Source organism: Catellatospora methionotrophica, assembly GCF_011297335.1.
GTDB lineage: Bacteria > Actinomycetota > Actinomycetes > Mycobacteriales > Micromonosporaceae > Catellatospora > Catellatospora methionotrophica.
The window spans coordinates 122,449-140,963 of record NZ_JAAOTJ010000008.1 but is presented as its reverse complement, the minus strand read 5'-3'; the positions used below and the strand labels follow the sequence as shown (position 1 = coordinate 140,963).

The window sequence follows — 18,515 nt, the reverse complement described above, 5'->3', positions numbered from 1 at the left end:
CGGCCCGCCCTGCGCCGGCCTCGCCCACCCTGCGCCAACTCTTTAAGAGTTGCGACAGGAGAGGGCGGGGAGGGCTAGACGCCGGCGTGGGCGAGGCTGGGGGAGTGGGTGGCGAGGACGCGGCGGCGGAGGTAGCACCACCAGGTGACGGCGAGGCAGGTGGCGTACATCACGGCGAACCAGCCGAAGGCGGTGCCGATGCCGCCGGTCGCGTTGATGGAGTCGCTGATGGCGCGGGGGAGGTAGAAGCCGCCCAGCGCGCCGACCGCACCGGCGATGCCCAGCGTGGCCGCCGACTCCCGCTTGGCGGTAGCCAGGTCCGGCGAGGTGGCAGCGAAGATCGCCGGAATCATGCGGTACGTCGACCCGTTGCCCGCCCCGGCCGCGGTGAACAGCACCAGGAATGCGCACAGGAAGCCGGCCATGCTCCCGGCCTGGACCGCAACGATCACGCCGTACGAGCCGACGCCCATGATCATGAAGCTGGCCGCGGTGACCCGGGCCCCGCCGATCCGGTCCGACAGCCAGCCGCCGAACGGGCGGGCCAGCGAGCCGACCAGCGGCCCGGTGAAGGCCAGGGTGATCGTCGCCGCGCCCAGGTGCGCGGTCGGGGCCTGCGGGAACTGCAGCTTGAGCACCAGCGGGAAGGCGGCGGAGTAGCCCAGGAACGAGCCGAAGGTGCCGATGTAGAGGAACGACATGATCCAGGTGTGCGCCCGCTTGACCGTGGCGAACTGTGCCCTCAGCGGCGACTTCGCCACCTCCAGGTTGTTCATGAACAGGCGGGCGCAGAGCGCGGCGGCCAGCACCAGTGGCAGCCATATCAGCCCGCCGTACACCAGCCCGAAGGACAGCGCGATCGGCACCACCAGCTGCATCACGCTGATGCCGAGGTTGCCGCCCGCGGCGTTCAGGCCGAGCGCGGTGCCCTTCTCCTTCTCCGGGTAGAAGAAGGAGATGTTCGTCATCGAGGACGCGAAGTTGCCGCCGCCCAGGCCCGCGGTCGCCGCGACGAGCAGCACCGCCCAGTACGGCGGTTTGGCCGTGACCGCGAACACCATGCCGGTGATCGGGATCAGCAGCAGCAGTGCGCTGATCATGGTCCAGGTGCGGCCGCCGAAGCGGGTCACCGCGAAGGTGTACGGGATGCGCATCACCGCACCGATCAGGTTCGGCAGCGCGACCAGCCAGAACTTCTGGTCCACGGTGAACGGGAAGGCGGCGGCCGGCATCGCCACCACCACGACGCTCCAGAGCGTCCACACCGAGAAGCCCAGGTGCTCGGCGAAGATGGAGAAGACCAGGTTCCGCCGGGCGACGCGGCGGCCGGTGGAGGCCCAGAACTGCGGGTCCTCGGGGTCCCAGGTGCTGATCGCGGCGGGCTTCGTTGCCGGCGGCGCAGGCGCGTTGGCGGTCATGGCCAACAGATTACGAACGTGTGATTGCCGCGTTGTTCCGCCGCCCTTACCCGGGATGTGAACCCCGCCGCACCGTGCGGCCTTGATCGCTGTGAGCGGGAGCCGTGAAAACGGACATCGAACGGCATACCACAGGGCAGGTAGGCCGTTTTGACCTCGCCGCAGGGCACCGGGTATCGTTAGCGGCTGTTGTGCGAGAGGTGGCGTCGAGCCGGTAGTCCTGATGCTCAGGTAGGCTTGTCGTTCGCGCGCCGGTCCGTTTGCGACCGGCCGGCATCGCAGAATCCGTTGATCGTGGGCAGGTTCGCCTGCGGTCACACAGACCTACGACGAGACAAGGTAGACCTGTGCGTACGTACAGCCCGAAGCCGGGTGAGATCGAGCGTCAGTGGCACGTTATCGACGCTTCTGACGTCGTGCTGGGCCGGCTCGCCACCCACACCGCCAACCTTCTGCGCGGCAAGCACAAGCCGACTTTCGCGCCGCACGTCGACACCGGCGACTTTGTGGTCATCATCAACGCCGGCAAGGTTGCCCTGACGGGTAACAAGCGCGCGACCAAGATTGCTTACCGGCACTCCGGTTACCCGGGTGGTCTGAAGCAGATCGGTTACGACGAGCTGCTCACCAAGCGCCCCGAGAAGGCGATCGAGCTGGCCGTCAAGGGAATGATCCCCCACAACCGGTTGGGCCGTCAGATCATGTCCAAGCTGAAGGTCTACGCTGGCGCGGAGCACCCGCACGCGGCCCAGCAGCCGGTGCCGTTCGAGATCAAGCAGATCGCGCAGTGAGCGCGGACGAAGGAATCACCATGACCGACGACACTTCCGTGCCGACCCAGGCCGTGGTCGAGGCTGAGGCTGAGGCCTCGGTCGCCACCGCCGTCGCCGTCAAGCCGGCCACCCCGAAGTTCAAGGGCGACCGCCCGATCCAGACCGTTGGCCGCCGCAAGCAGGCCATCGTCCGGGTCCGCCTGATCCCGGGCACCGGCAAGATCACCTGCAACGGCCAGGACCTGGAGAAGTACTTCCCCAGCAAGGTCGCGCAGCAGTCGGTCCGGGACCCGCTGGTCATCGCGGAGAAGACCGAGGGCCTCGACATCATCGCCAACCTGCACGGCGGTGGCATCAGCGGCCAGGCCGGCGCGCTCCGTCTGGCCATCGCGCGGGCGCTGTGCGAGCTCGACATCGACGACCGCCCGGCGCTGAAGAAGGCCGGCTTCCTCACTCGTGACGCCCGCGTCACCGAGAGCAAGAAGTACGGTCTCAAGAAGGCCCGTAAGGCTCCGCAGTACTCCAAGCGTTGATCGCTGTCTACTGATCGGCCGGGCACGCTCCTGCTTCACGGCGGGATGGCGTGCCCGGCCTTTCGACTTTGGCCCCCACCCGCGGGCCGGGTCGGCTTGAACCCCTCCTTTCGCACCCCACAGAAAGGGCCACCGGATGGCACGCCTTTTCGGCACCGACGGCGTACGCGGCCTGGCCAACGCAGATCTCAGCCCCGAGCTCGCCCTGTCCCTGGCAGTGGCCGCGGCGCACACGCTGCCCGACCCCGCTCGGGAGCAGCAGCCCCTGGTCGTGGTCGGCCGTGATCCCCGCGCCAGCGGCGAGATGCTGGAGGCCGCCGTGGTGGCGGGCCTGGCCAGCGCGGGAGCCAACGTGGTGCGGGTCGGCGTGCTGCCGACGCCCGGTGTGGCCTACCTGACCGCCGAGGTGCGGGCCGACTTCGGCGTGATGATCTCCGCCAGTCACAACCCGATGCCGGACAACGGCATCAAGTTCTTCGCCGCCGGTGGGCACAAGCTCACCGACGAACAGGAGGACGCGATCGAGGCGGCGCTCGGCGCGACCTGGACGCGTCCCACCGGCGCGCTGGTCGGACGGGTCCACGACCTGCTCGACGGTGCCGAGCACTACACCACGCACCTGGTCGAGGCGACCGGTCACCCGCTCGCCGGGATCAAGGTCGTGGTCGACTGCGCCCACGGCGCCGCCAGCGACGTGGCCCCCGACGCGTTCCGGGGGGCGGGGGCCGAGGTCGTCGCCATCAACGCCGAGCCCGACGGGCTCAACATCAACGACGAGTGCGGCGCGACCCACCTGGAGCCGCTGAAGGCCGCCGTGGTCGAGCACGGCGCGCACCTGGGCATCGCTGTCGACGGCGACGCCGACCGGTGCCTGGCGGTCGACGCGTCCGGCACCGAGGTCGACGGCGACCAGATCATGGCGATCCTCGCGCTGGCCATGCGCGACGCGGGCGCGCTGGTGAACGACACCCTGGTCGCGACGGTCATGAGCAACCTCGGACTGCGCATCGCCATGCGCGAGGCGGGCATCACCCTGGTCGAGGCCAAGGTCGGTGACCGGTACGTGCTGGAGGAGCTGCGCGCGGGCGGGTTCAGCCTGGGCGGCGAGCAGAGCGGCCACGTCGTGTTCACCGAGCACGCGACCACGGGCGACGGCGTGCTGACCGGCCTGCGGCTGCTGGCCCGGGTCGCGCAGACCGGCAAGTCCCTGGCCGAGCTGGCCTCCGTGGTGAACCGGCTGCCGCAGGTGCTGATCAACGTACGGGTGGCCGACAAGGCCGTCGCCCGCGCTCCGGAGATCCTCGCCGCGGTGGCCGCGGCCGAGGCCCAGCTCAGCGGGACCGGCCGGGTGCTGCTGCGCCCGTCGGGCACCGAGCAGCTGGTCCGGGTGATGGTCGAGGCGTCCGGCGAGGACATCGCCCAGAAGATCGCCGAGGACATCGCCGCCGACGTACGGGCGGCCAGCCCGGCGGTGTGAAGCCCGCAGAACATGAATCAGGGCGTCTCCGCAGTAGCGGGGACGCCCTGATGCGTATGCCTGGTGTCAGCCGGCCACGAACACGCTGATGCAGGTCGCCGACGTGCCCGTGCCGTCACGCTTCTGGCGCTCGGTGCCGTCGACGGAGATGGAGCATCCGGTCAGGTTCGCGTCGCTGCCCGGCGAGCGGAACGCGATGATCGACAGGCCGAACGAGTCCGAGTCCAGCGTGAAGTTCTTGGTCCACGGCAGGGTGACGGTCTCGCTCTGCGTGTTGCCCGGCCCCTGCGAGTACGTGATCAGCGCCTGACCGGTGCCCTCGACCGCGTAGCGCACCGAGTGCGAGCCGGTGGCGTCGCCGGTCGCCACCCCGACGCTGGGGATCATGTCCGGCAGCTCGTCGATCGCCTCGCCGGCCTTGTAGAACAGGTAGTAGGCGCCGCCGCCGCAGACCACGCACAGCAGCAGCACGACGCCGAGGATGATGCCCACGATCAGGCCGGTCTTGCTCTTCTTCGGCGGCTGGACCGGCGTGCCGTAGGCCGGGGTGCCGTAGGCGGGCGTGCCGTAGGCCGGCGGCTGGTTCGGCTGCCATGCGGGCGGGGGCGGCTGGTTCGGGTCGTACGCGGGCGGCTGTGCCTGGTTCGGGTCGTACGGAGGGGGGTAGCTCATGCGTTCTTCTCCTGGCTGCGGATCGTCGGCGGGGTGGCGGCGCGTCGGGCCGACGGGCACCCGCTCCGCTCGCTCACCCGCGGATGGTAGGCCCCCCGCGCTCACCGGCGGCAGGCGGTGGCAGCAATCCGTCACTAATCGGGCAGGCCGAGGTCCGTCGGCCTTGCAAGCAAATCGTGTGCGTGATTGACCAGGTTCCGAACATGCAAGATGAGCGAAACTCCGCTAAGGTAACGGGCATGTGCGGGATCGTGGGATACGTGGGCGGCCAGCAGGCGCTCGGAGTGGTGTTGGACGGGCTCCGGCGACTGGAATACCGGGGTTACGACTCCGCCGGCGTCGCCGTGCTGGCGAACAGCCGGCTGCTGCTGGCCAAGAAGGCCGGCAAGCTGTCGAATCTGGAGAAGATGCTGGCCGAGGCCGCCGAGGCGGACCTGCGCGCGGGAACCACGGGCATCGGTCACACCCGCTGGGCCACCCACGGCGGTCCCACCGATCGCAACGCCCACCCGCACCTGTCGGCCGACGGCCGCATCGCGGTCATCCACAACGGCATTATCGAGAACTTCGCCAAGCTGCGGGCCGAGTTGCAGGCAGAAGGCATCGAGTTCGCCAGCGACACCGACACCGAGTGCGTCGCGCACCTGCTGGCCGCCGAGCTCGCCGGGATCGACGGCAGCCCGCACGCGCTCGCCGACGCGATGCGCCGGGTCTGCGGCCGCCTGGAGGGCGCGTTCACCCTGCTGGCCGTCGACGCCCAGGCGCCCGGTGCGGTGGTCGGCGCGCGGCGTAACTCCCCGCTCGTGGTCGGCCGCGGCAACGGCGAGAACTTCCTGGCCAGCGACGTCAGCGCGTTCATCGAGCACACGCGCGAGGCGGTCGAGCTGGGTCAGGACCAGATCGTGCTGATCACCGCCGACACCATCGAGATCACCGACTTCGCGGGCAACCCCGCCGAGGGCCTCGACTACCACGTGGACTGGGACGCGCGCGCTGCCGAGAAGGACGGGCACGCCTGGTTCATGCTCAAGGAGATCGCCGAGCAGCCGCAGGCCGTGGCCGACACCCTGCGCGGGCGCATCGGCGAGACCGGCGAGATCATGCTCGACGAGGTCCGCCTGACCGACCAGGACCTGCGCGACGTCGACAAGGTCTTCATCGTCTCCTGCGGCACCTCCTACCACGCGGGCCTGGTCGCCAAGTACGCCATCGAGCACTGGACGCGGATTCCGTGCGAGGTCGAGCTGGCCAGCGAGTTCCGCTACCGCGACCCGGTCCTCGACCGGTCCACGCTGGTCGTGGTCATCTCGCAGTCCGGCGAGACCATGGACACCCTGATGGCGCTGCGGCACGCCAAGGAGCAGAAGGCCCGCGTGCTGGCCATCTGCAACACCAACGGCTCGACCATCCCGCGCGAGTCCGACGCCGTGCTCTACACCCACGGCGGCCCCGAGATCGCCGTCGCCTCCACCAAGGCGTTCCTGACCCAGCTCGCCGCCTGCTTCCTGGTCGGCCTGCACCTGGCCCAGGTGCGCGGTGTGAAGTACGCCGACGAGGTCGCCGCGGTCGTCGCGCAGCTGCAGGAGATGCCCGCGAAGATCGAGAAGGTGCTGGCGGGCATGGACGCCGTCCGTGAGCTGGGCCGCGAACTGGCCGACAACAAGGCGTCCACGGTGCTGTTCATCGGCCGCCACGTCGGCTACCCGGTGGCCCTGGAAGGCGCGCTCAAGCTCAAGGAGCTGGCGTACATGCACGCCGAGGGCTTCGCCGCCGGTGAACTCAAGCACGGCCCGATCGCTTTGATCGGTGGTCCCTCCGACGACGAGGCGGGCAACCCCGTCGGCCACGGCACGCCCGTGATCTGCATCGTGCCGTCCCCGGCCGGGCGCGGCCTGCTGCACGACAAGATCGTGAGCAACATCCAGGAGGTGCGGGCCCGTGGCGCGCACACCATCGTCATCGCCGAGGAGGGCGACGACGCGGTCATCCCGTACGCCGACGTGCTCGTGCGGGTGCCGCGTACGCCGACGCTGCTGGCCCCGTTCGTGACCACCGTGCCGCTGCAGGTGCTCGCCGCGGCGATCGCCGACGCCCGTGGACACGACGTCGACCAGCCCCGCAACCTGGCCAAGTCGGTCACCGTCGAGTAACGCGCACGATCCGCCCGGCCCCGGCGGCCTGCCTGTCACGGCAGCCCGCCGGGGCCGGTTCGTGTCCCCGTCGCTGGTCACCCGCCGGGGTCGGTCCCCGGCCGCTGGTCACGGGCCGGTTTCGCCGGTCACGATCTCGGCGAGGCTCTGCAGGGCCGGGTTGCGCTCGGCGAAGTAGACGCCGTGCGCGTCGAGCGGATCGGTGCCCGGGGTCGCGGTGAAGACCCGCGCGCCGAACTGCTCCGAGGATGGGTCGACGCCGTGCCACAGATCGGCGTTGCCGCGCAGCACGGCGTCGGTGGCCGCACCGGCGAACACGTACGCGGGCCCGCCGAGGGCGTCCAGCGCCAGCTCGCCCTTCGAGGACGCGAACAGCACGATGTCGTTGTCGGCGGTGGACGCCCACACGTGTCCGGGCCGCCCCAGCTCGGCCGCGCTGGCCACGCCCATGCCGGGGCTGCCCAGGGCGACGATCTCGTCCGCGATCACGCCACCGTCCCGCTCGGCGACCCCGACCGCGAGGCTGCCGTAGGAGTGGCCGATCAGGCTCAGGTGCGCCCGATCGCCCTCGTGCGCGGCGACCAGCCCGGACTGGAACGCGCCCAGGTCGGCGCGGGCGTCCAGCGCGGCGCGTTGACTCGCCGCGTCGATGCCGTCGGGCGGGTCGTAACCGAGCCACATCACCGTCGCCGTCGTCTCGCCCGGAGCCGTGGCCGCGGCCCGCGCCTGCACGGCTGCCGCCCGGTCGACCTCACCGGCGAACCGGTCCAGCGACGTGCCCACCCCCGGCACGTACGTGGCGACGTTGTCGCTGGTGTCGGGGTCACCGAAGGCCACCACGACCCGTCCGTCACCGCTCGGGTCCAGCCGCAGCAGGTAGGCCCGCACCGGGCCGTGGTCGAGCCGCTCGGCCAGCCCGGTCAGCGCGGTCAGCCGCTGCCGCGCGCCCGGCTCCGGCGGATGCGCGGCAGCGGCCTCGCGCAGCCGGTCCAGCTCCCGGTCGAGCAGTTCCCGGTTGGCGCGGTCGCGCACCGCCGCCGGCAGCCCGTCGAGCCTGCCCAGCTCCTTCGGCTCGTTGGCCACCAGCCAGGCGCGCTCGGACGCGGTCAGCCCGGCCCACCAGCGGGCCACGTCCGCGGGCGTGCCCGCCTTGGGCAGCGTCACCGCGGTGCCCGACCACGCCTGCGCGGCAGCCTTGGCCAGCGCGAGCAGACGGCGGGAGACCTCCTCGTCGCTGGCCTGCGCCTCGCGCAACACGGCGTCGATCTCGGCGGAGACCCGCACCGCCAGCGCCACCTCGGACGCCCCGGGAGCCGGACCGAACGGCACGCCTCCCTGCGCCCCACCCCTCGACGCGGCGAGCCGGCTGCCGTATCCGCCCTGACCATCGATCCCGGCCGGTCCGAGGGGAACGGCGCGCTGGCCGCCGGACGTCCGCGACGGGCCGCCTCCGGGCGGGTCCGGCAGCAGCACACTGACCTGGCCGTCCGGGGACACCTGCACGGCGGTGCCGCGTACCGCGTCGAGGGCCAAAGCGAGCCGCCGCTGCAGCAGCCGGATCCGGTCGGCGTGCCGCCACAGCAGCTGGTCGGCCTCCAGCAGTGCCGGAGGTGCGGTCGCGAGCCGCCGGGCCAGGGCCATTCCGGCCTCGCGGGCCGCGCTCGCGGCGACACCGCCGTGCCAGGCCTGCTGCTGCCGGGCGAGCTGGCGCGCCAGGTCGTCGTGGTGGTCGTCGAGCTCCCGGCTCAGCCGTCGCCAGGCGGCGGCGCTGTCGGCCCAGCGGGCGGGATCGGCGGCCAGCAGCATCGCGTACGAGACGGTCACCGCCGCACCCCCGCCGCCGTGATCGCACGAGCCAGACCCGAGTCGCGGTCGGCATAACTCAGCCCGGCGACGCACAGCCGTTCCCCGAACGAGGCCAGGTCGTCGGAGAAGGCGGCCAGGTATGCGCCCACCTCGTGCGCCAGGCGAAGCTGGGCCCCGGTCACGGCCCAGCCGGACGGGCCGCGGGTGAGGTTGACGGCGCTGGGCACCTCGCCCGCGACCGCCTCGGCCAGCCGGGCCAGCCCGCCGCCCAGTCTGATCAGCTCGTCCGGCTCGACGCGCAACGGCTCGGGCACGGCTCCGGAAAGGTTCTCGGCATCCATGCCGCAGATGTTTCCGGCCCCACCCCGGCCCCGGCCAGCCCTGTGGATAACTCGGCGGCCGGTTGCCCACAGGTTGTCCACAGCCCTTGTCCACAGGTTCCGGCGCTGGTAGAAGCCCTGTGGACAACGGTGGTCAGCCGCCGTGCACCAGCCGCCCGGCCACCCAGGTCAGCTCGGCGCGCGCGGCCCCGATCTCGTCCGGCGGACCCGCGAACGGGTCCCGGTCGAGCACGCACAGGTCCGCGCGCAGGCCCGGCGCGATCCGCCCGGCGTCGTCGCAGTGGTTCACGTACGCCGACCCGGCCGTGTAGGCCGCCAGCGCCGTGTCCAGGTCGATCGCCTGGTCGGGGCCGAGCGGCGGCTCGTCGAACCGGTAGCCGACCCGGTTCACCGCCACGTGGATCGCGCGCATCGGATCGGGGTCGGACACCGGCCAGTCGCTGCCCGCGGCCAGCCTGCCCCCATGAGCCCGGACCGCGCCGAAGGGGTACTGCCAGCTCGCGCGCTCCGCCCCGAGGAACGGGATGGTCAGCTCGTCCATCGCCGGTTCGTGCGCGGCCCACAGCGCCTGCATGGTGACGGTCAGCCCGAGCTGGGCGAACCGTGGCACGTCGGCGGGGTGCACCACCTGCACGTGGGCGACGTGGTGGCGCAGCCGCGACCCGGCCACCGGCCGCACCGCGTCGAGCACCTCGCGAGTGGCGCGGTCGCCGATGGCGTGGAAGTGGACCTGGAAACCGGCCGTGTCCAGCGCCGACACCACCTCGGCGAGGTGCGCCGGGTCGACGCGCGAGATGCCCCGGCGGTCGGTGGCGCAGCCGCAGCCGTCGAGGTACGGCTCGATCATCGCGGCGGTGAAGTTCTCCGCCACCCCGTCCTGCATGATCTTCGCGGTCTCGGCGCGGAAGTTGGGCCCGCCCGCGGTCCGCGCCCGCTCCCGGCGCGCCCGCAGCTCGTCGAGCTGGTCGAGGCCGCGCGACGGCTCCCACCACAGCGCGCCGCGTACCCGCGCGGTGAGCAGCCCCGCCGCGTCGGCCGCCAGGTATGCCTCGAACGCGTCCGGCCAGCCGCCGTAGTCGCCGAGGATCGCGTCCTGCCAGGCGGTCACACCCAGCGCGTGCAGCCGCGACTGGGCCAGCAGCAGGGCGCGCCGGATCTCGGCCGCGTCCGGTCGCGGGGCGACCTCGCTGACCAGTTCCATCGCGCTCTCGTGCAGTACGCCGGTCGGCTCGCCGCCGGTGTCGCGCTCGATCCGGCCGCCCTCGGGATCGGGCGTGTGCCGGTCGATCCCGGCCAGCGCCAGCGCACGGGAGTTGCACCAGGCACTGTGCGCATCGCGTACCGCGAGGTAGACGGGCCGGTCGGTGACGACCCGGTCGAGCATGGCCCGGTCGGGCTGGTCACCGCCGAACGCGTCGTACGACCAGCCCGCGCCCATCACCCAGGCCAGCTCGGGATGCGCGTGGGCATACCGCGCCACCTCGCCCAGGTATCCGGCCGGGTCGTGCTGCTCGGTCAGCTCGCAGCGCAGCAGGTTCAGCCCGGCGAAGACCGGGTGCACGTGCGCGTCCTGGAAGCCGGGCAGCAGCAGCCGACCGGCCAGATCGACCACCTCGGTGCGCCCGGTGACCAGTCCGTTCACCGCGTCGTCGGAGCCGACCGCGACGATCACGCCACGGTCCACCGCCACGGCGGTCGCGCCCGGCGACCCGTACACGTTCCCGGAGCGAAGTACCAGATCCACACCTGAGACCTTAAGGTCAACACGTGATTGTCTCGGTGGGCAACGACGTCGTCCTGGTCGACCGCTTCGCCCAGGCGCTGCGGCGCACCCCGCACCTCGCCGAGCGGCTGTTCACCGAGGCCGAGCGCACCACCCGCACCGGCCACCCGCGCTCGCCGGAGTCGCTGGCCGCCCGGTTCGCGGCCAAGGAGGCCGTGGCCAAGGCGCTCGGCGCACCGGCCGGGATGCAGTGGCACGACTGCGAGATCGTCGTCGACGACGCGGGCCGTCCCTGGCTGACGGTGACCGGCACCGTCGCCGCGGTCGCCGCTGAACGCGGCGTGCAGCGCTGGCATCTGTCCCTGTCCCACGACGGCGGCATCGCCTCGGCCGTGGTCATCGCCGAGGCGGGCCTGTGAAACCGCCTCCGCTGTACGGGCCCGGCAGGCGACACTCAGGCGCAGACGAGCGGAACGGAGTCCCCGTATGAGGTCGGTCTACCGGGTGGCACAGGTGCGGTCCGCCGAGTCCGCGCTGATGGCGACGTTGCCCGCGGGCACGCTGATGCAGCGCGCGGCCGCGGGGCTCGCCCGCCGCTGCGCGGTCACCCTGCGTGGGCAGGGCGGGGTGTACGCCTCCCGCGTGGTGCTCCTGGTCGGCCCCGGCGACAACGGCGGCGACGCGCTGTTCGCCGGAGCGATGCTGGCGCGGCAGGGAGTCCAGGTCGGCGCACTGCTCGGCGATCCCGACCGGGCCCACGCGGAAGGGCTGGCCGCACTGCGCGGCGCGGGCGGCCGGGTGCTGGCCGACTGGCCGAAACGCATCGACCTGGTCGTCGACGGGCTGCTCGGCATCGGCGCCACCGGCGCGTTGCGCGGCACCGCCCTCACGCTGGCCGAGCAGCTCGCCGAACGCACCCCGCGCCCGGTCGTGATCGCCGTCGACGTGCCGTCCGGGGTCGGCGTCGACACCGGCGACGTGCCCGGCACCGCGATCCACGCCGACGTCACCGTCGCGTTCGGCTGCCTCAAACCCGCGCACGTGGTCGGCCCGGCCGCCGTGCTCGCCGGGCAGGTCGAACTCGTCGACATCGGCATCGTCCCGCACCTGGTCGGCGACCCCGCGCTGCGGGTGGCCGACACCGCCGACATCGCCGCCTGGTGGCCGCACCCGGGCCCGGTCTCGGACAAGTACACCCGCGGCGTCGTCGGTGTCGCGACCGGCTCGGCGGGCTACCCCGGCGCCGCGCTGCTGTCGCTGTCCGGTGCGCTCGCCGGACCCGCCGGGCTGGTCCGCTACGCCGGGTCGGCGCACGAGATCGTGGTGCCCGCGCACCCCAGCGTCATCGCCGCACCCCGGATGGCCGAGGCCGGCCGCGTCCAGGCCTGGGTCTGCGGCAGCGGCCTGGGCACCGACGATCGGGCCGCCGCCGAGGTACGCGGTGTGCTCGCCGCCCCGGTGCCCGCCCTGCTCGACGCCGACGCCATCACGCTGCTCGTCGACGGCTCCATGTCCAGCGAACTGCGCAGCCGGGACGCGCCGACGGTGCTCACCCCGCACGACCGGGAGTACGCCCGCCTCGCCGGTGCGGACCCCGGCGCGGACCGGGTCGCCGCCGCCCAGAAGCTGGCCTCGTGGACCCGCTCGGTGGTGCTGCTCAAGGGCGACCGCACCGTCGTGGCCGGACCCTCCGGCGAGGCCTGGGTCAACCCGACCGGCACCCCCGCCCTGGCCACCGGCGGCACCGGCGACGTCCTGTCCGGCCTGCTCGGCTCCCTGCTCGCGGCCGGTCTCCCCGCGATCCGCGCCGCCGTCGTCGCGGCCTACATCCACGGCCTCGCCGGCCGCATCGCCGCCACCTCCGGCCCGGTCACCGCCGTCGACGTCGCCGCAGCGCTCCGCCCCGCCATCGCCTCCCTGACCCGCACCCCCACCGGCACCGCCCCTGTCCGGCCCACCTGACCGATCGCAGGGGCGTTGTTCAGGCGTGGTCGGCGGGGGCTTCGGTGAGGTTCGTGATGCGGGTGGGCCAGTCGCCGTGGTGGGGGATGAGGTCGATGGTGCGGGAGTCGTCGTCGCGGCGGTCGATGCGGACTTCGAGGTAGGCGTCGGCGAGCTGCTCGACCATGCCCTCGCCCCACTCGACCAGGGTCACCGAGTCCTCGACCGAGGCGTCCAGGTCGAGGTCGTCGACCTGCGCGCGGGGGTCGCTGACGTTGCCGAGCCGGTACGCGTCGACGTGCACCATCGCGACCGTGCCGCCCGCCGCCGCGTTCGGGCGGTGTACCCGGGCGATGACGAACGTCGGGGAGGTGACGTCGCCGAGGACCCGCAGCCCGCGCCCGATGCCCTGGGCCAGCGCGGTCTTGCCCGCGCCGAGCGGGCCGGACAGCACGAGCAGGTCACCGGCGCGCAGCACGGCGGCCAGGCGCACACCGAAGTCGCGGGTGTCGTCGACGGTCGTGAGGATCACAGCAGCTCCAGCTCGTCCAGGAAGGTGACGAGGGCCTGGTTGACCTCGTCGGCGTGCTCCAGCATCACCACGTGTCCGCTGTCGGGGATGAGCACCAGTTTGGCGTGCGGCAGCAGCCGGCAGATCTCCTCGGAGTGGGCCACCGGGGTGATCAGGTCGGCGTCGCCGACGACGACCATGACGGGCACCTGGTTCAGGGCGCGCAGGGCCGGGTAGCGGGCGTGGCTGTTGATGGTGCGCAGGTAGCGGGCGACGGTCTCGGTGGTGGTGCGCGAGTTCATCTGCTCCACGTACGACACGAGGGCGGCGCTGGGCTTGTCGCCGCCGAAGCCGTACCGCCGGGTGAGCAGCCAGGCGAGGTCGGTGCTGGCCTGCCGGGCCTTGTCGATCATCGGGCCGGTGAACCGGGCCGCGCCGGTGAGCAGGGCGAGCAGCGGGCCGCTGGTGCGGTTGAGGATGTCGGGCAGGTTGCCGTAGCTGACGCCGTCGAGCTGGCCGCCGGACGTGGAGATGAGCACGGCCCCGGCGACGCGGTCGGCGAACATTTCGGGGTGCTGCTCGGCGCAGGCCATGATGGCCATGCCGCCCATCGAGTGGCCGACCAGCACGATCGGGCCGACCGGGGTGGTGGCCTTGATGACGTCGTAGAGGGCCTCGCCGAGCGCCGGCAGTTCGTACTCGCCCTCGGTCAGCGCGCTGGACAGGCCGTGGCCGGGCTGGTCGTAGAAGACCATCCGGTGCTCGCCGAGGGCGTCCAGGGCTTTGCGCTGGAAGTGGTAGGTGCCCTGGTCGAGGCAGAATCCGTGGACGAAGATGATGGTCGGCTCGGCCTTGCCGGGCTTGCCGAACTCGACGGCGATCCCGTCGACCGGTTCGACGATCTCCACGTGCAGCTGTACGCCGTCGTCGGTGGTGACGGTCAGCGTCTCGTCGTAGGGCAGTCGGCCGAAGGGCTCGTCGGCGAACGGGTCGGTGTCCTGGCGGCGGGTGCGCTTGACGACCAGGCGCTCGACCGCGACGCCCGCGGCGACACCGGCCGCCGCGACGCCGATGACCGCGCCGATCAGCCCGGCCCGGCGGCGCGTACCGGCCGCGGGTTTGTCCTTGGAGACGGCCTTCTCCTCGGTCACCGTGTCGCTCACGAGCTCACCCCGTCGCTGTGCCTGCCGTGTCCGGCCGGGTGCTGGTTCACGCGGCATCACCGCGGTAGACCCGCGGCACCCGGGTGCTGCCGAAACGGGTCACGATCTCGTAGTTGATGGTGCCGGCGGCCTGCGCCCAGTCGTCGGCGGTCGGTTCGCCGCCGTCACCGGGCCCGAACAGCACGACCTCGTCGCCCTCGGCGACCTCGGCGTCGCCGACGTCGATCACGAACTGGTCCATGCAGACCCGCCCGGCGACGGTGTACCGGGCGCCGTTGAGCTGCACCGGCCCGGCGCTGGAGGCGTGCCGGGGCACCCCGTCGCCGTAGCCGAGCGGCACCAGCGCGACGGTGGACTCCCGCTGCGTGACGTAGGTGTGCCCGTAGGAGACGCCCTGCCCGGCGGGCACGCGCTTGGACAGCAGGACCCGGGCGTGGGCGGTCATCGCCGGGCGCAGCGTGGCGCGCACGGCGGGGTCGTCCAGCGGCGACAGGCCGTACGTGGCGATGCCGGGGCGGACCAGGTCGAAGTGGGTGTCGGGCCGGGTGAGCGTGGCCGCGGAGTTGGCCAGGTGGCGCAGCTGGGGCTCGACACCGAGCCGCTTGGCGACGTCGAGCGCGTCGGTGAACCCGGCGAGCTGGCGGTCGACGGTCTCGTGTCCTGGGGCGTCGGCGCAGGCGAAGTGGCTCCACACGCCGATGACCTCGACGTATCCGTCGGCCTGCGCCTTGCCGGCGGACTCGGCGAGCTGCGGCCACTCCGGGGCGACCGCGCCGCCACGGGACAGCCCGGTGTCGATCTTGAGGTGGATCCGGGCGGCCCGCCCGGCTTCGCGCGCCCCGGCGATGACCGCCGCGAGCTGCGACAACCCGGCCACGCTGAGATCGACGTCACATCCGATCGCCCGGCCGACCGGCTGTCCGGGCAGCCACAGCCAGGCCAGCACCGGCGCGGTCAGGCCCGCGTCACGCAGCCCCAGCGCCTCGTCCAGGGTGCACACACCGAGCCAGGTCGCGCCGCCGGAAAGCGCGGCCCGCGCCGCCGGGACCATGCCGTGCCCGTAGCCGTCTGCCTTGACCACGGCCATCACCTGGGCGGGTGTGCTCGACCGCAGCGTGCGCACGTTGGCACGGATCGCGTCGAGGTCCACCACGACCTGGGACTGAGCGTCGGCCTGCCACATGAGTCCCAGCCTACCCAGCAGTACGCGGCGGATCCCCGAGGGCCGCGCCCGGTCTCACGTGATGCCGCCCGGACCGATCATGGAGCCGGGTCCGGGACGCGCCGCCCGGTCCCGCCACACGCTCATGATCATCAAGGCGGGCGGGGCGGCACAGTAAGGTGGGGAGCGTGTTGGTGCTGGTGTTGGATACCGCTACGCCTGCGGTGACGGCGGCGCTGGCCGAGATCCACCCGTCCGGGCACGCCGTGCTGGCGCAGCGGGCGACGGTGGACGGCCGCGCGCATGGCGAACTGCTCGCTCCGCAGATCGACGAGCTGCTGGCCGAGGCCGGGGTCAAACCCCGGGACCTCGCCGCGGTGGTCGCCGGGGTCGGGCCGGGCCCGTTCACCGGCCTGCGCGTCGGCCTGGTCACGGCCGCGTCGTTCACCATGGCCCTGAACATTCCGGCGTACGGCGTCGGCACGCTGGACGCGCTGGGTCTGCGCACCGCGGGCCGGGCCCTGGTGGCCACCGACGCCCGACGGCGCGAGGTCTACTGGGCGGTGTACGCCGACGGCAGCCCGCTGACCGGCCCCGCCGTGGACAAGCCCGCCGACGTCGCGCCGCGGCTGGCCGGGTTCGCGGTGATCACGGCCGTCGGCGAGGGCGCGGCGAAGTACGCCGACGTGCTCGGCCTGCCCGCCGGTGACCTGCGTTACCCGGACCCGTCGGCGATCGTCGAGCTGGCCGCCCAGCGGGTGCGCGACGGCGCGCCGAGCGAGCCGCTGACGCCGCTCTACCTGCGCCGCCCCGACGCGGTCGAGCCGTCCGCCCGCAAACCGGCGCTGTCCGCGAGCGAACGATGAAGATCGAGCGCCTGCGCTGGTGGCAGATCGAGGATCTGCTGCCGATGGAGGCCGACCTGTTCGGCGCCGAGGCGTGGACCGCGGCGATGTTCTGGAACGAGCTGGCCAACGGCCACCACTACCTGATCGCCACCGAGGACGACGGCACCGTGCTCGGCTACGCCGGGCTGGCCGTCGGCCAGGGCGAGGGCTGGGTCAACAACATCGCGGTGCGCCGCGACGCCCAGCGGCGCGGCATCGGCCGGGCACTGCTGGAGGCGCTGCTCGCCGAGGGCCGCCGTCACCAGGTCAAGCAGGTGCTGCTGGAGGTCGCCGCCGACAACGCGGCCGCGCAGCGGCTGTATGCCGCGTACGGCTTCGAGGTCGTCGGCATCCGCAAGGGTTACTACCAGCCCAGCAACACCGACGCGCTGGTGATGCGAAGGGAAGAGCCGTGAGCGGCCCGACCGCGGACCGGCGTGGCGGGCACATGTCAACGGGTGAGCGCAGCGAGGAGAGAGCGTGAGCACCAGCGAGCCCCTGGTCCTGGGGATCGAGAGCAGCTGCGACGAGACCGGCGTCGGCATCGTGCGGGGGCACACCCTGCTGGCCGACGCGCTGGCGTCCAGCGTCGACGAGCACGCCCGCTTCGGCGGCGTGGTGCCCGAGGTGGCCAGCCGCGCGCACCTGCAGGCGCTGGTGCCGACCCTGCACCGGGCACTGGACGAGGCCGGGGTGACCCTGGCCGACATCGACGCCATCGCCGTCACCGCCGGTCCCGGCCTGGCCGGTGCGCTGCTGGTCGGCGTCGCCGGGGCCAAGGGCCTGGCGCTGGCCACCGAGAAGCCGATCTACGGCGTGAACCACCTCGCGGCCCACGTCGCGGTGGACACGCTGGAGCACGGCCCGCTGCCGGCGCCCGCGATCGCGCTGCTGGTCTCGGGCGGGCACTCGTCGCTGCTGCGGGTCGACGACCTGACCCGTGGGGTGACCCCGCTCGGCGCGACCATCGACGACGCGGCCGGCGAGGCCTTCGACAAGGTCGCTCGGCTGCTGGGCATGCCGTTCCCCGGCGGCCCCCCGATCGACCGGGCGGCCCGCGACGGCGACCCGCTGGCGATCACCTTCCCGCGTGGCCTGACCGGGCCGAAGGACCTGGTCGAGCACCGCTTCGACTTCTCGTTCTCCGGGCTGAAGACCGCGGTCGCGCGCTGGGTCGAGGCGCGGGAGCGGGCGGGCGAGCCGGTGCCGGTCAACGACGTGGCGGCGAGCTTCCAGCACGCGGTCTGCGACGTGCTGGTCCGCAAGGCGATCGACGCCTGCCGGACCCAGGGCATCGACACCCTGGTCATCGGCGGCGGTGTGGCGGCGAACTCGCGGCTCAAGGCGATGGCGGCCGAGCGCGCGGCCGAGTACGGCATCACCGTGCGGGTGCCGCGGCCCAAGCTGTGCACCGACAACGGGGCCATGGTGGCCGCTCTCGGGTCGCATCTGGTCGCCGCCGGGATCACACCGTCCAAGCTGGACTTCGCGGCGGACTCCGCGATGCCGCTCACGCTCGTCGGGGTGTAACTTTGCCCGGTGCTGAGGGCGACGACGTGATCGTGCGTATGTGGGAGGTGCGCGCCTATCCGCGTACCTTCACGGATCTGCTGGCGTGGGTGTGCGACGAGGCGGTGCCACGGCTGGAGGTGGAGCCGCTGCACATCGCGAGTGAGGTGTTCTCCTCCACCGACCTGCGCGTCGTGGTGATCTCGCGCTGGCGCGGCGAGCCCCGCCCGCTGGCCGACCCACCCGACGGCCTCGCGGCCCGCTCGCCCCACGTCTGGGACTTCGCCCCCGTCGATCGCTGACCCCGGCGTCGCGGTTCGCCTGGTGATCGTCGTTTCGTGTCAAGATCTGCGGTCCCACCTCACCTTCTGACCTGAAACAGCGATCTTGCCCAGAGGCTGGCGTGCCATCGGCTGCGGCGTGGCGTCGTCGCGGCGGGGGCGGTGGGC

18 protein-coding genes are annotated in these 18,515 nt (G+C 72.7%); 10 read left to right on the top strand and 8 right to left on the bottom strand.

Annotation, left to right across the window (positions count from 1 at the left end; all coding sequences use genetic code 11):
* Nucleotides 1-74: 74 nt before the first annotated feature.
* Nucleotides 75-1,418: an MFS transporter gene (locus HAV40_RS19935; protein WP_166383442.1), complete on the bottom strand. Its 1,344-nt coding sequence runs from the start codon at nucleotides 1,416-1,418 to the stop codon at nucleotides 75-77.
* Nucleotides 1,419-1,765: 347 nt separating this feature from the next.
* On the opposite strand from HAV40_RS19935, the gene rplM reads away from it, so the two are divergent.
* The 3 genes from rplM (at nucleotide 1,766) to glmM (ending at nucleotide 4,201) form a co-directional block, all read left to right on the top strand.
* Entirely contained in the window at nucleotides 1,766-2,209 is a 444-nt protein-coding gene (gene rplM / locus HAV40_RS19930; protein WP_166383440.1) for a 50S ribosomal protein L13, read from the top strand.
* Nucleotides 2,210-2,229: 20 nt separating this feature from the next.
* Nucleotides 2,230-2,724 carry a 30S ribosomal protein S9 gene (rpsI, locus tag HAV40_RS19925; RefSeq protein WP_166383438.1) on the top strand — a complete coding sequence of 165 codons (495 nt, stop codon included), beginning with the start codon at nucleotides 2,230-2,232 and terminating at the stop codon, nucleotides 2,722-2,724.
* Nucleotides 2,725-2,860: 136 nt separating this feature from the next.
* The gene (gene glmM / locus HAV40_RS19920; protein WP_166383436.1) at nucleotides 2,861-4,201 is read left to right on the top strand and encodes a phosphoglucosamine mutase; all 1,341 of its coding nucleotides are present in this window, start codon (nucleotides 2,861-2,863) and stop codon (nucleotides 4,199-4,201) included.
* Nucleotides 4,202-4,267: 66 nt separating this feature from the next.
* Here glmM and HAV40_RS19915 read toward each other — a convergent pair whose 3' ends face one another.
* Nucleotides 4,268-4,873 carry a hypothetical protein gene (locus HAV40_RS19915; RefSeq protein WP_166383434.1) on the bottom strand — a complete coding sequence of 202 codons (606 nt, stop codon included), beginning with the start codon at nucleotides 4,871-4,873 and terminating at the stop codon, nucleotides 4,268-4,270.
* 239 nt (nucleotides 4,874-5,112) lie between these two features.
* Between HAV40_RS19915 and glmS the strand changes: the two genes are divergently transcribed.
* Nucleotides 5,113-7,023, top strand: coding sequence for a glutamine--fructose-6-phosphate transaminase (isomerizing) (gene glmS, locus HAV40_RS19910; protein WP_166383432.1), 1,911 nt, complete (start codon nucleotides 5,113-5,115; stop codon nucleotides 7,021-7,023).
* 108 nt (nucleotides 7,024-7,131) lie between these two features.
* On the opposite strand, the gene HAV40_RS19905 is transcribed toward glmS, so the two are convergent.
* The 3 genes from HAV40_RS19905 to HAV40_RS19895 form a co-directional block, all read right to left on the bottom strand.
* Nucleotides 7,132-8,847 (bottom strand): alpha/beta hydrolase, encoded by a 1,716-nt coding sequence (locus tag HAV40_RS19905; protein ID WP_166383430.1) that lies wholly within the window; start codon nucleotides 8,845-8,847, stop codon nucleotides 7,132-7,134.
* The gene (locus tag HAV40_RS19900) at nucleotides 8,844-9,170 is read right to left on the bottom strand and encodes a hypothetical protein (RefSeq protein ID WP_166383428.1); all 327 of its coding nucleotides are present in this window, start codon (nucleotides 9,168-9,170) and stop codon (nucleotides 8,844-8,846) included. Before HAV40_RS19900 ends, HAV40_RS19905 begins: the two co-directional genes overlap by 4 nt.
* A 133-nt stretch (nucleotides 9,171-9,303) precedes the next feature.
* Nucleotides 9,304-10,914 carry an amidohydrolase gene (locus HAV40_RS19895; RefSeq protein WP_166383426.1) on the bottom strand — a complete coding sequence of 537 codons (1,611 nt, stop codon included), beginning with the start codon at nucleotides 10,912-10,914 and terminating at the stop codon, nucleotides 9,304-9,306.
* A 23-nt stretch (nucleotides 10,915-10,937) separates the two neighbouring features.
* On the opposite strand from HAV40_RS19895, the gene HAV40_RS19890 reads away from it, so the two are divergent.
* Both HAV40_RS19890 and HAV40_RS19885 read left to right on the top strand, forming a co-directional pair.
* A complete protein-coding gene (locus HAV40_RS19890; RefSeq protein WP_166383424.1) occupies nucleotides 10,938-11,312 on the top strand; it encodes a holo-ACP synthase in 375 nt (124 codons plus the stop codon).
* Between the two features lie 67 nt (nucleotides 11,313-11,379).
* Nucleotides 11,380-12,855 carry an NAD(P)H-hydrate dehydratase gene (locus HAV40_RS19885; RefSeq protein WP_166383422.1) on the top strand — a complete coding sequence of 492 codons (1,476 nt, stop codon included), beginning with the start codon at nucleotides 11,380-11,382 and terminating at the stop codon, nucleotides 12,853-12,855.
* A 19-nt stretch (nucleotides 12,856-12,874) separates the two neighbouring features.
* Here HAV40_RS19885 and tsaE read toward each other — a convergent pair whose 3' ends face one another.
* From tsaE to alr, 3 genes are read right to left on the bottom strand one after another with little or no spacing between them, the layout of a single operon-like run.
* Complete coding sequence (gene tsaE, locus HAV40_RS19880; protein ID WP_166383420.1) at nucleotides 12,875-13,366, bottom strand: tRNA (adenosine(37)-N6)-threonylcarbamoyltransferase complex ATPase subunit type 1 TsaE; 492 nt, start codon at nucleotides 13,364-13,366, stop codon at nucleotides 12,875-12,877.
* Nucleotides 13,363-14,508, bottom strand: a complete 1,146-nt coding sequence (locus tag HAV40_RS19875) for an alpha/beta fold hydrolase (protein WP_409364933.1) — start codon at nucleotides 14,506-14,508, stop codon at nucleotides 13,363-13,365. The genes tsaE and HAV40_RS19875 overlap by 4 nt, the downstream gene beginning before the upstream one ends.
* Before the next feature lie 46 nt (nucleotides 14,509-14,554).
* Nucleotides 14,555-15,691 (bottom strand): alanine racemase, encoded by a 1,137-nt coding sequence (gene alr, locus HAV40_RS19870; RefSeq protein WP_166383416.1) that lies wholly within the window; start codon nucleotides 15,689-15,691, stop codon nucleotides 14,555-14,557.
* A 167-nt stretch (nucleotides 15,692-15,858) separates the two neighbouring features.
* Here alr and tsaB point away from each other — a divergent pair, with 167 nt between their 5' ends.
* The 4 genes from tsaB to HAV40_RS19850 all read left to right on the top strand — a co-directional run bounded on the left by tsaB (nucleotide 15,859) and on the right by HAV40_RS19850 (nucleotide 18,368).
* Nucleotides 15,859-16,536, top strand: coding sequence for a tRNA (adenosine(37)-N6)-threonylcarbamoyltransferase complex dimerization subunit type 1 TsaB (tsaB, locus tag HAV40_RS19865; RefSeq protein ID WP_166383414.1), 678 nt, complete (start codon nucleotides 15,859-15,861; stop codon nucleotides 16,534-16,536).
* A complete protein-coding gene (rimI, locus tag HAV40_RS19860) occupies nucleotides 16,533-16,973 on the top strand; it encodes a ribosomal protein S18-alanine N-acetyltransferase (protein WP_166383412.1) in 441 nt (146 codons plus the stop codon). The genes tsaB and rimI overlap by 4 nt, the downstream gene beginning before the upstream one ends.
* A 64-nt stretch (nucleotides 16,974-17,037) precedes the next feature.
* Nucleotides 17,038-18,087: a tRNA (adenosine(37)-N6)-threonylcarbamoyltransferase complex transferase subunit TsaD gene (gene tsaD / locus HAV40_RS19855; RefSeq protein ID WP_166383410.1), complete on the top strand. Its 1,050-nt coding sequence runs from the start codon at nucleotides 17,038-17,040 to the stop codon at nucleotides 18,085-18,087.
* Nucleotides 18,088-18,113: 26 nt separating this feature from the next.
* A complete protein-coding gene (locus HAV40_RS19850; RefSeq protein WP_166383408.1) occupies nucleotides 18,114-18,368 on the top strand; it encodes a hypothetical protein in 255 nt (84 codons plus the stop codon).
* Nucleotides 18,369-18,515 lie beyond the last annotated feature (147 nt).

Bases quoted from the DNA above. Each gene is read 5' to 3' on its own strand.
- HAV40_RS19935 (WP_166383442.1), bottom strand. From the start codon at position 1,418: ATGACCGCCAACGCGCCTGCGCCGCCGGCAACGAAGCCCGCCGCGATC.
- rpsI (WP_166383438.1), top strand. From the start codon at position 2,230: ATGACCGACGACACTTCCGTGCCGACCCAGGCCGTGGTCGAGGCTGAG.
- glmM (WP_166383436.1), top strand. From the start codon at position 2,861: ATGGCACGCCTTTTCGGCACCGACGGCGTACGCGGCCTGGCCAACGCA.
- HAV40_RS19915 (WP_166383434.1), bottom strand. From the start codon at position 4,873: ATGAGCTACCCCCCTCCGTACGACCCGAACCAGGCACAGCCGCCCGCG.
- glmS (WP_166383432.1), top strand. From the start codon at position 5,113: ATGTGCGGGATCGTGGGATACGTGGGCGGCCAGCAGGCGCTCGGAGTG.
- HAV40_RS19900 (WP_166383428.1), bottom strand. From the start codon at position 9,170: ATGGATGCCGAGAACCTTTCCGGAGCCGTGCCCGAGCCGTTGCGCGTC.
- HAV40_RS19885 (WP_166383422.1), top strand. From the start codon at position 11,380: ATGAGGTCGGTCTACCGGGTGGCACAGGTGCGGTCCGCCGAGTCCGCG.
- alr (WP_166383416.1), bottom strand. From the start codon at position 15,691: ATGTGGCAGGCCGACGCTCAGTCCCAGGTCGTGGTGGACCTCGACGCG.
- rimI (WP_166383412.1), top strand. From the start codon at position 16,533: ATGAAGATCGAGCGCCTGCGCTGGTGGCAGATCGAGGATCTGCTGCCG.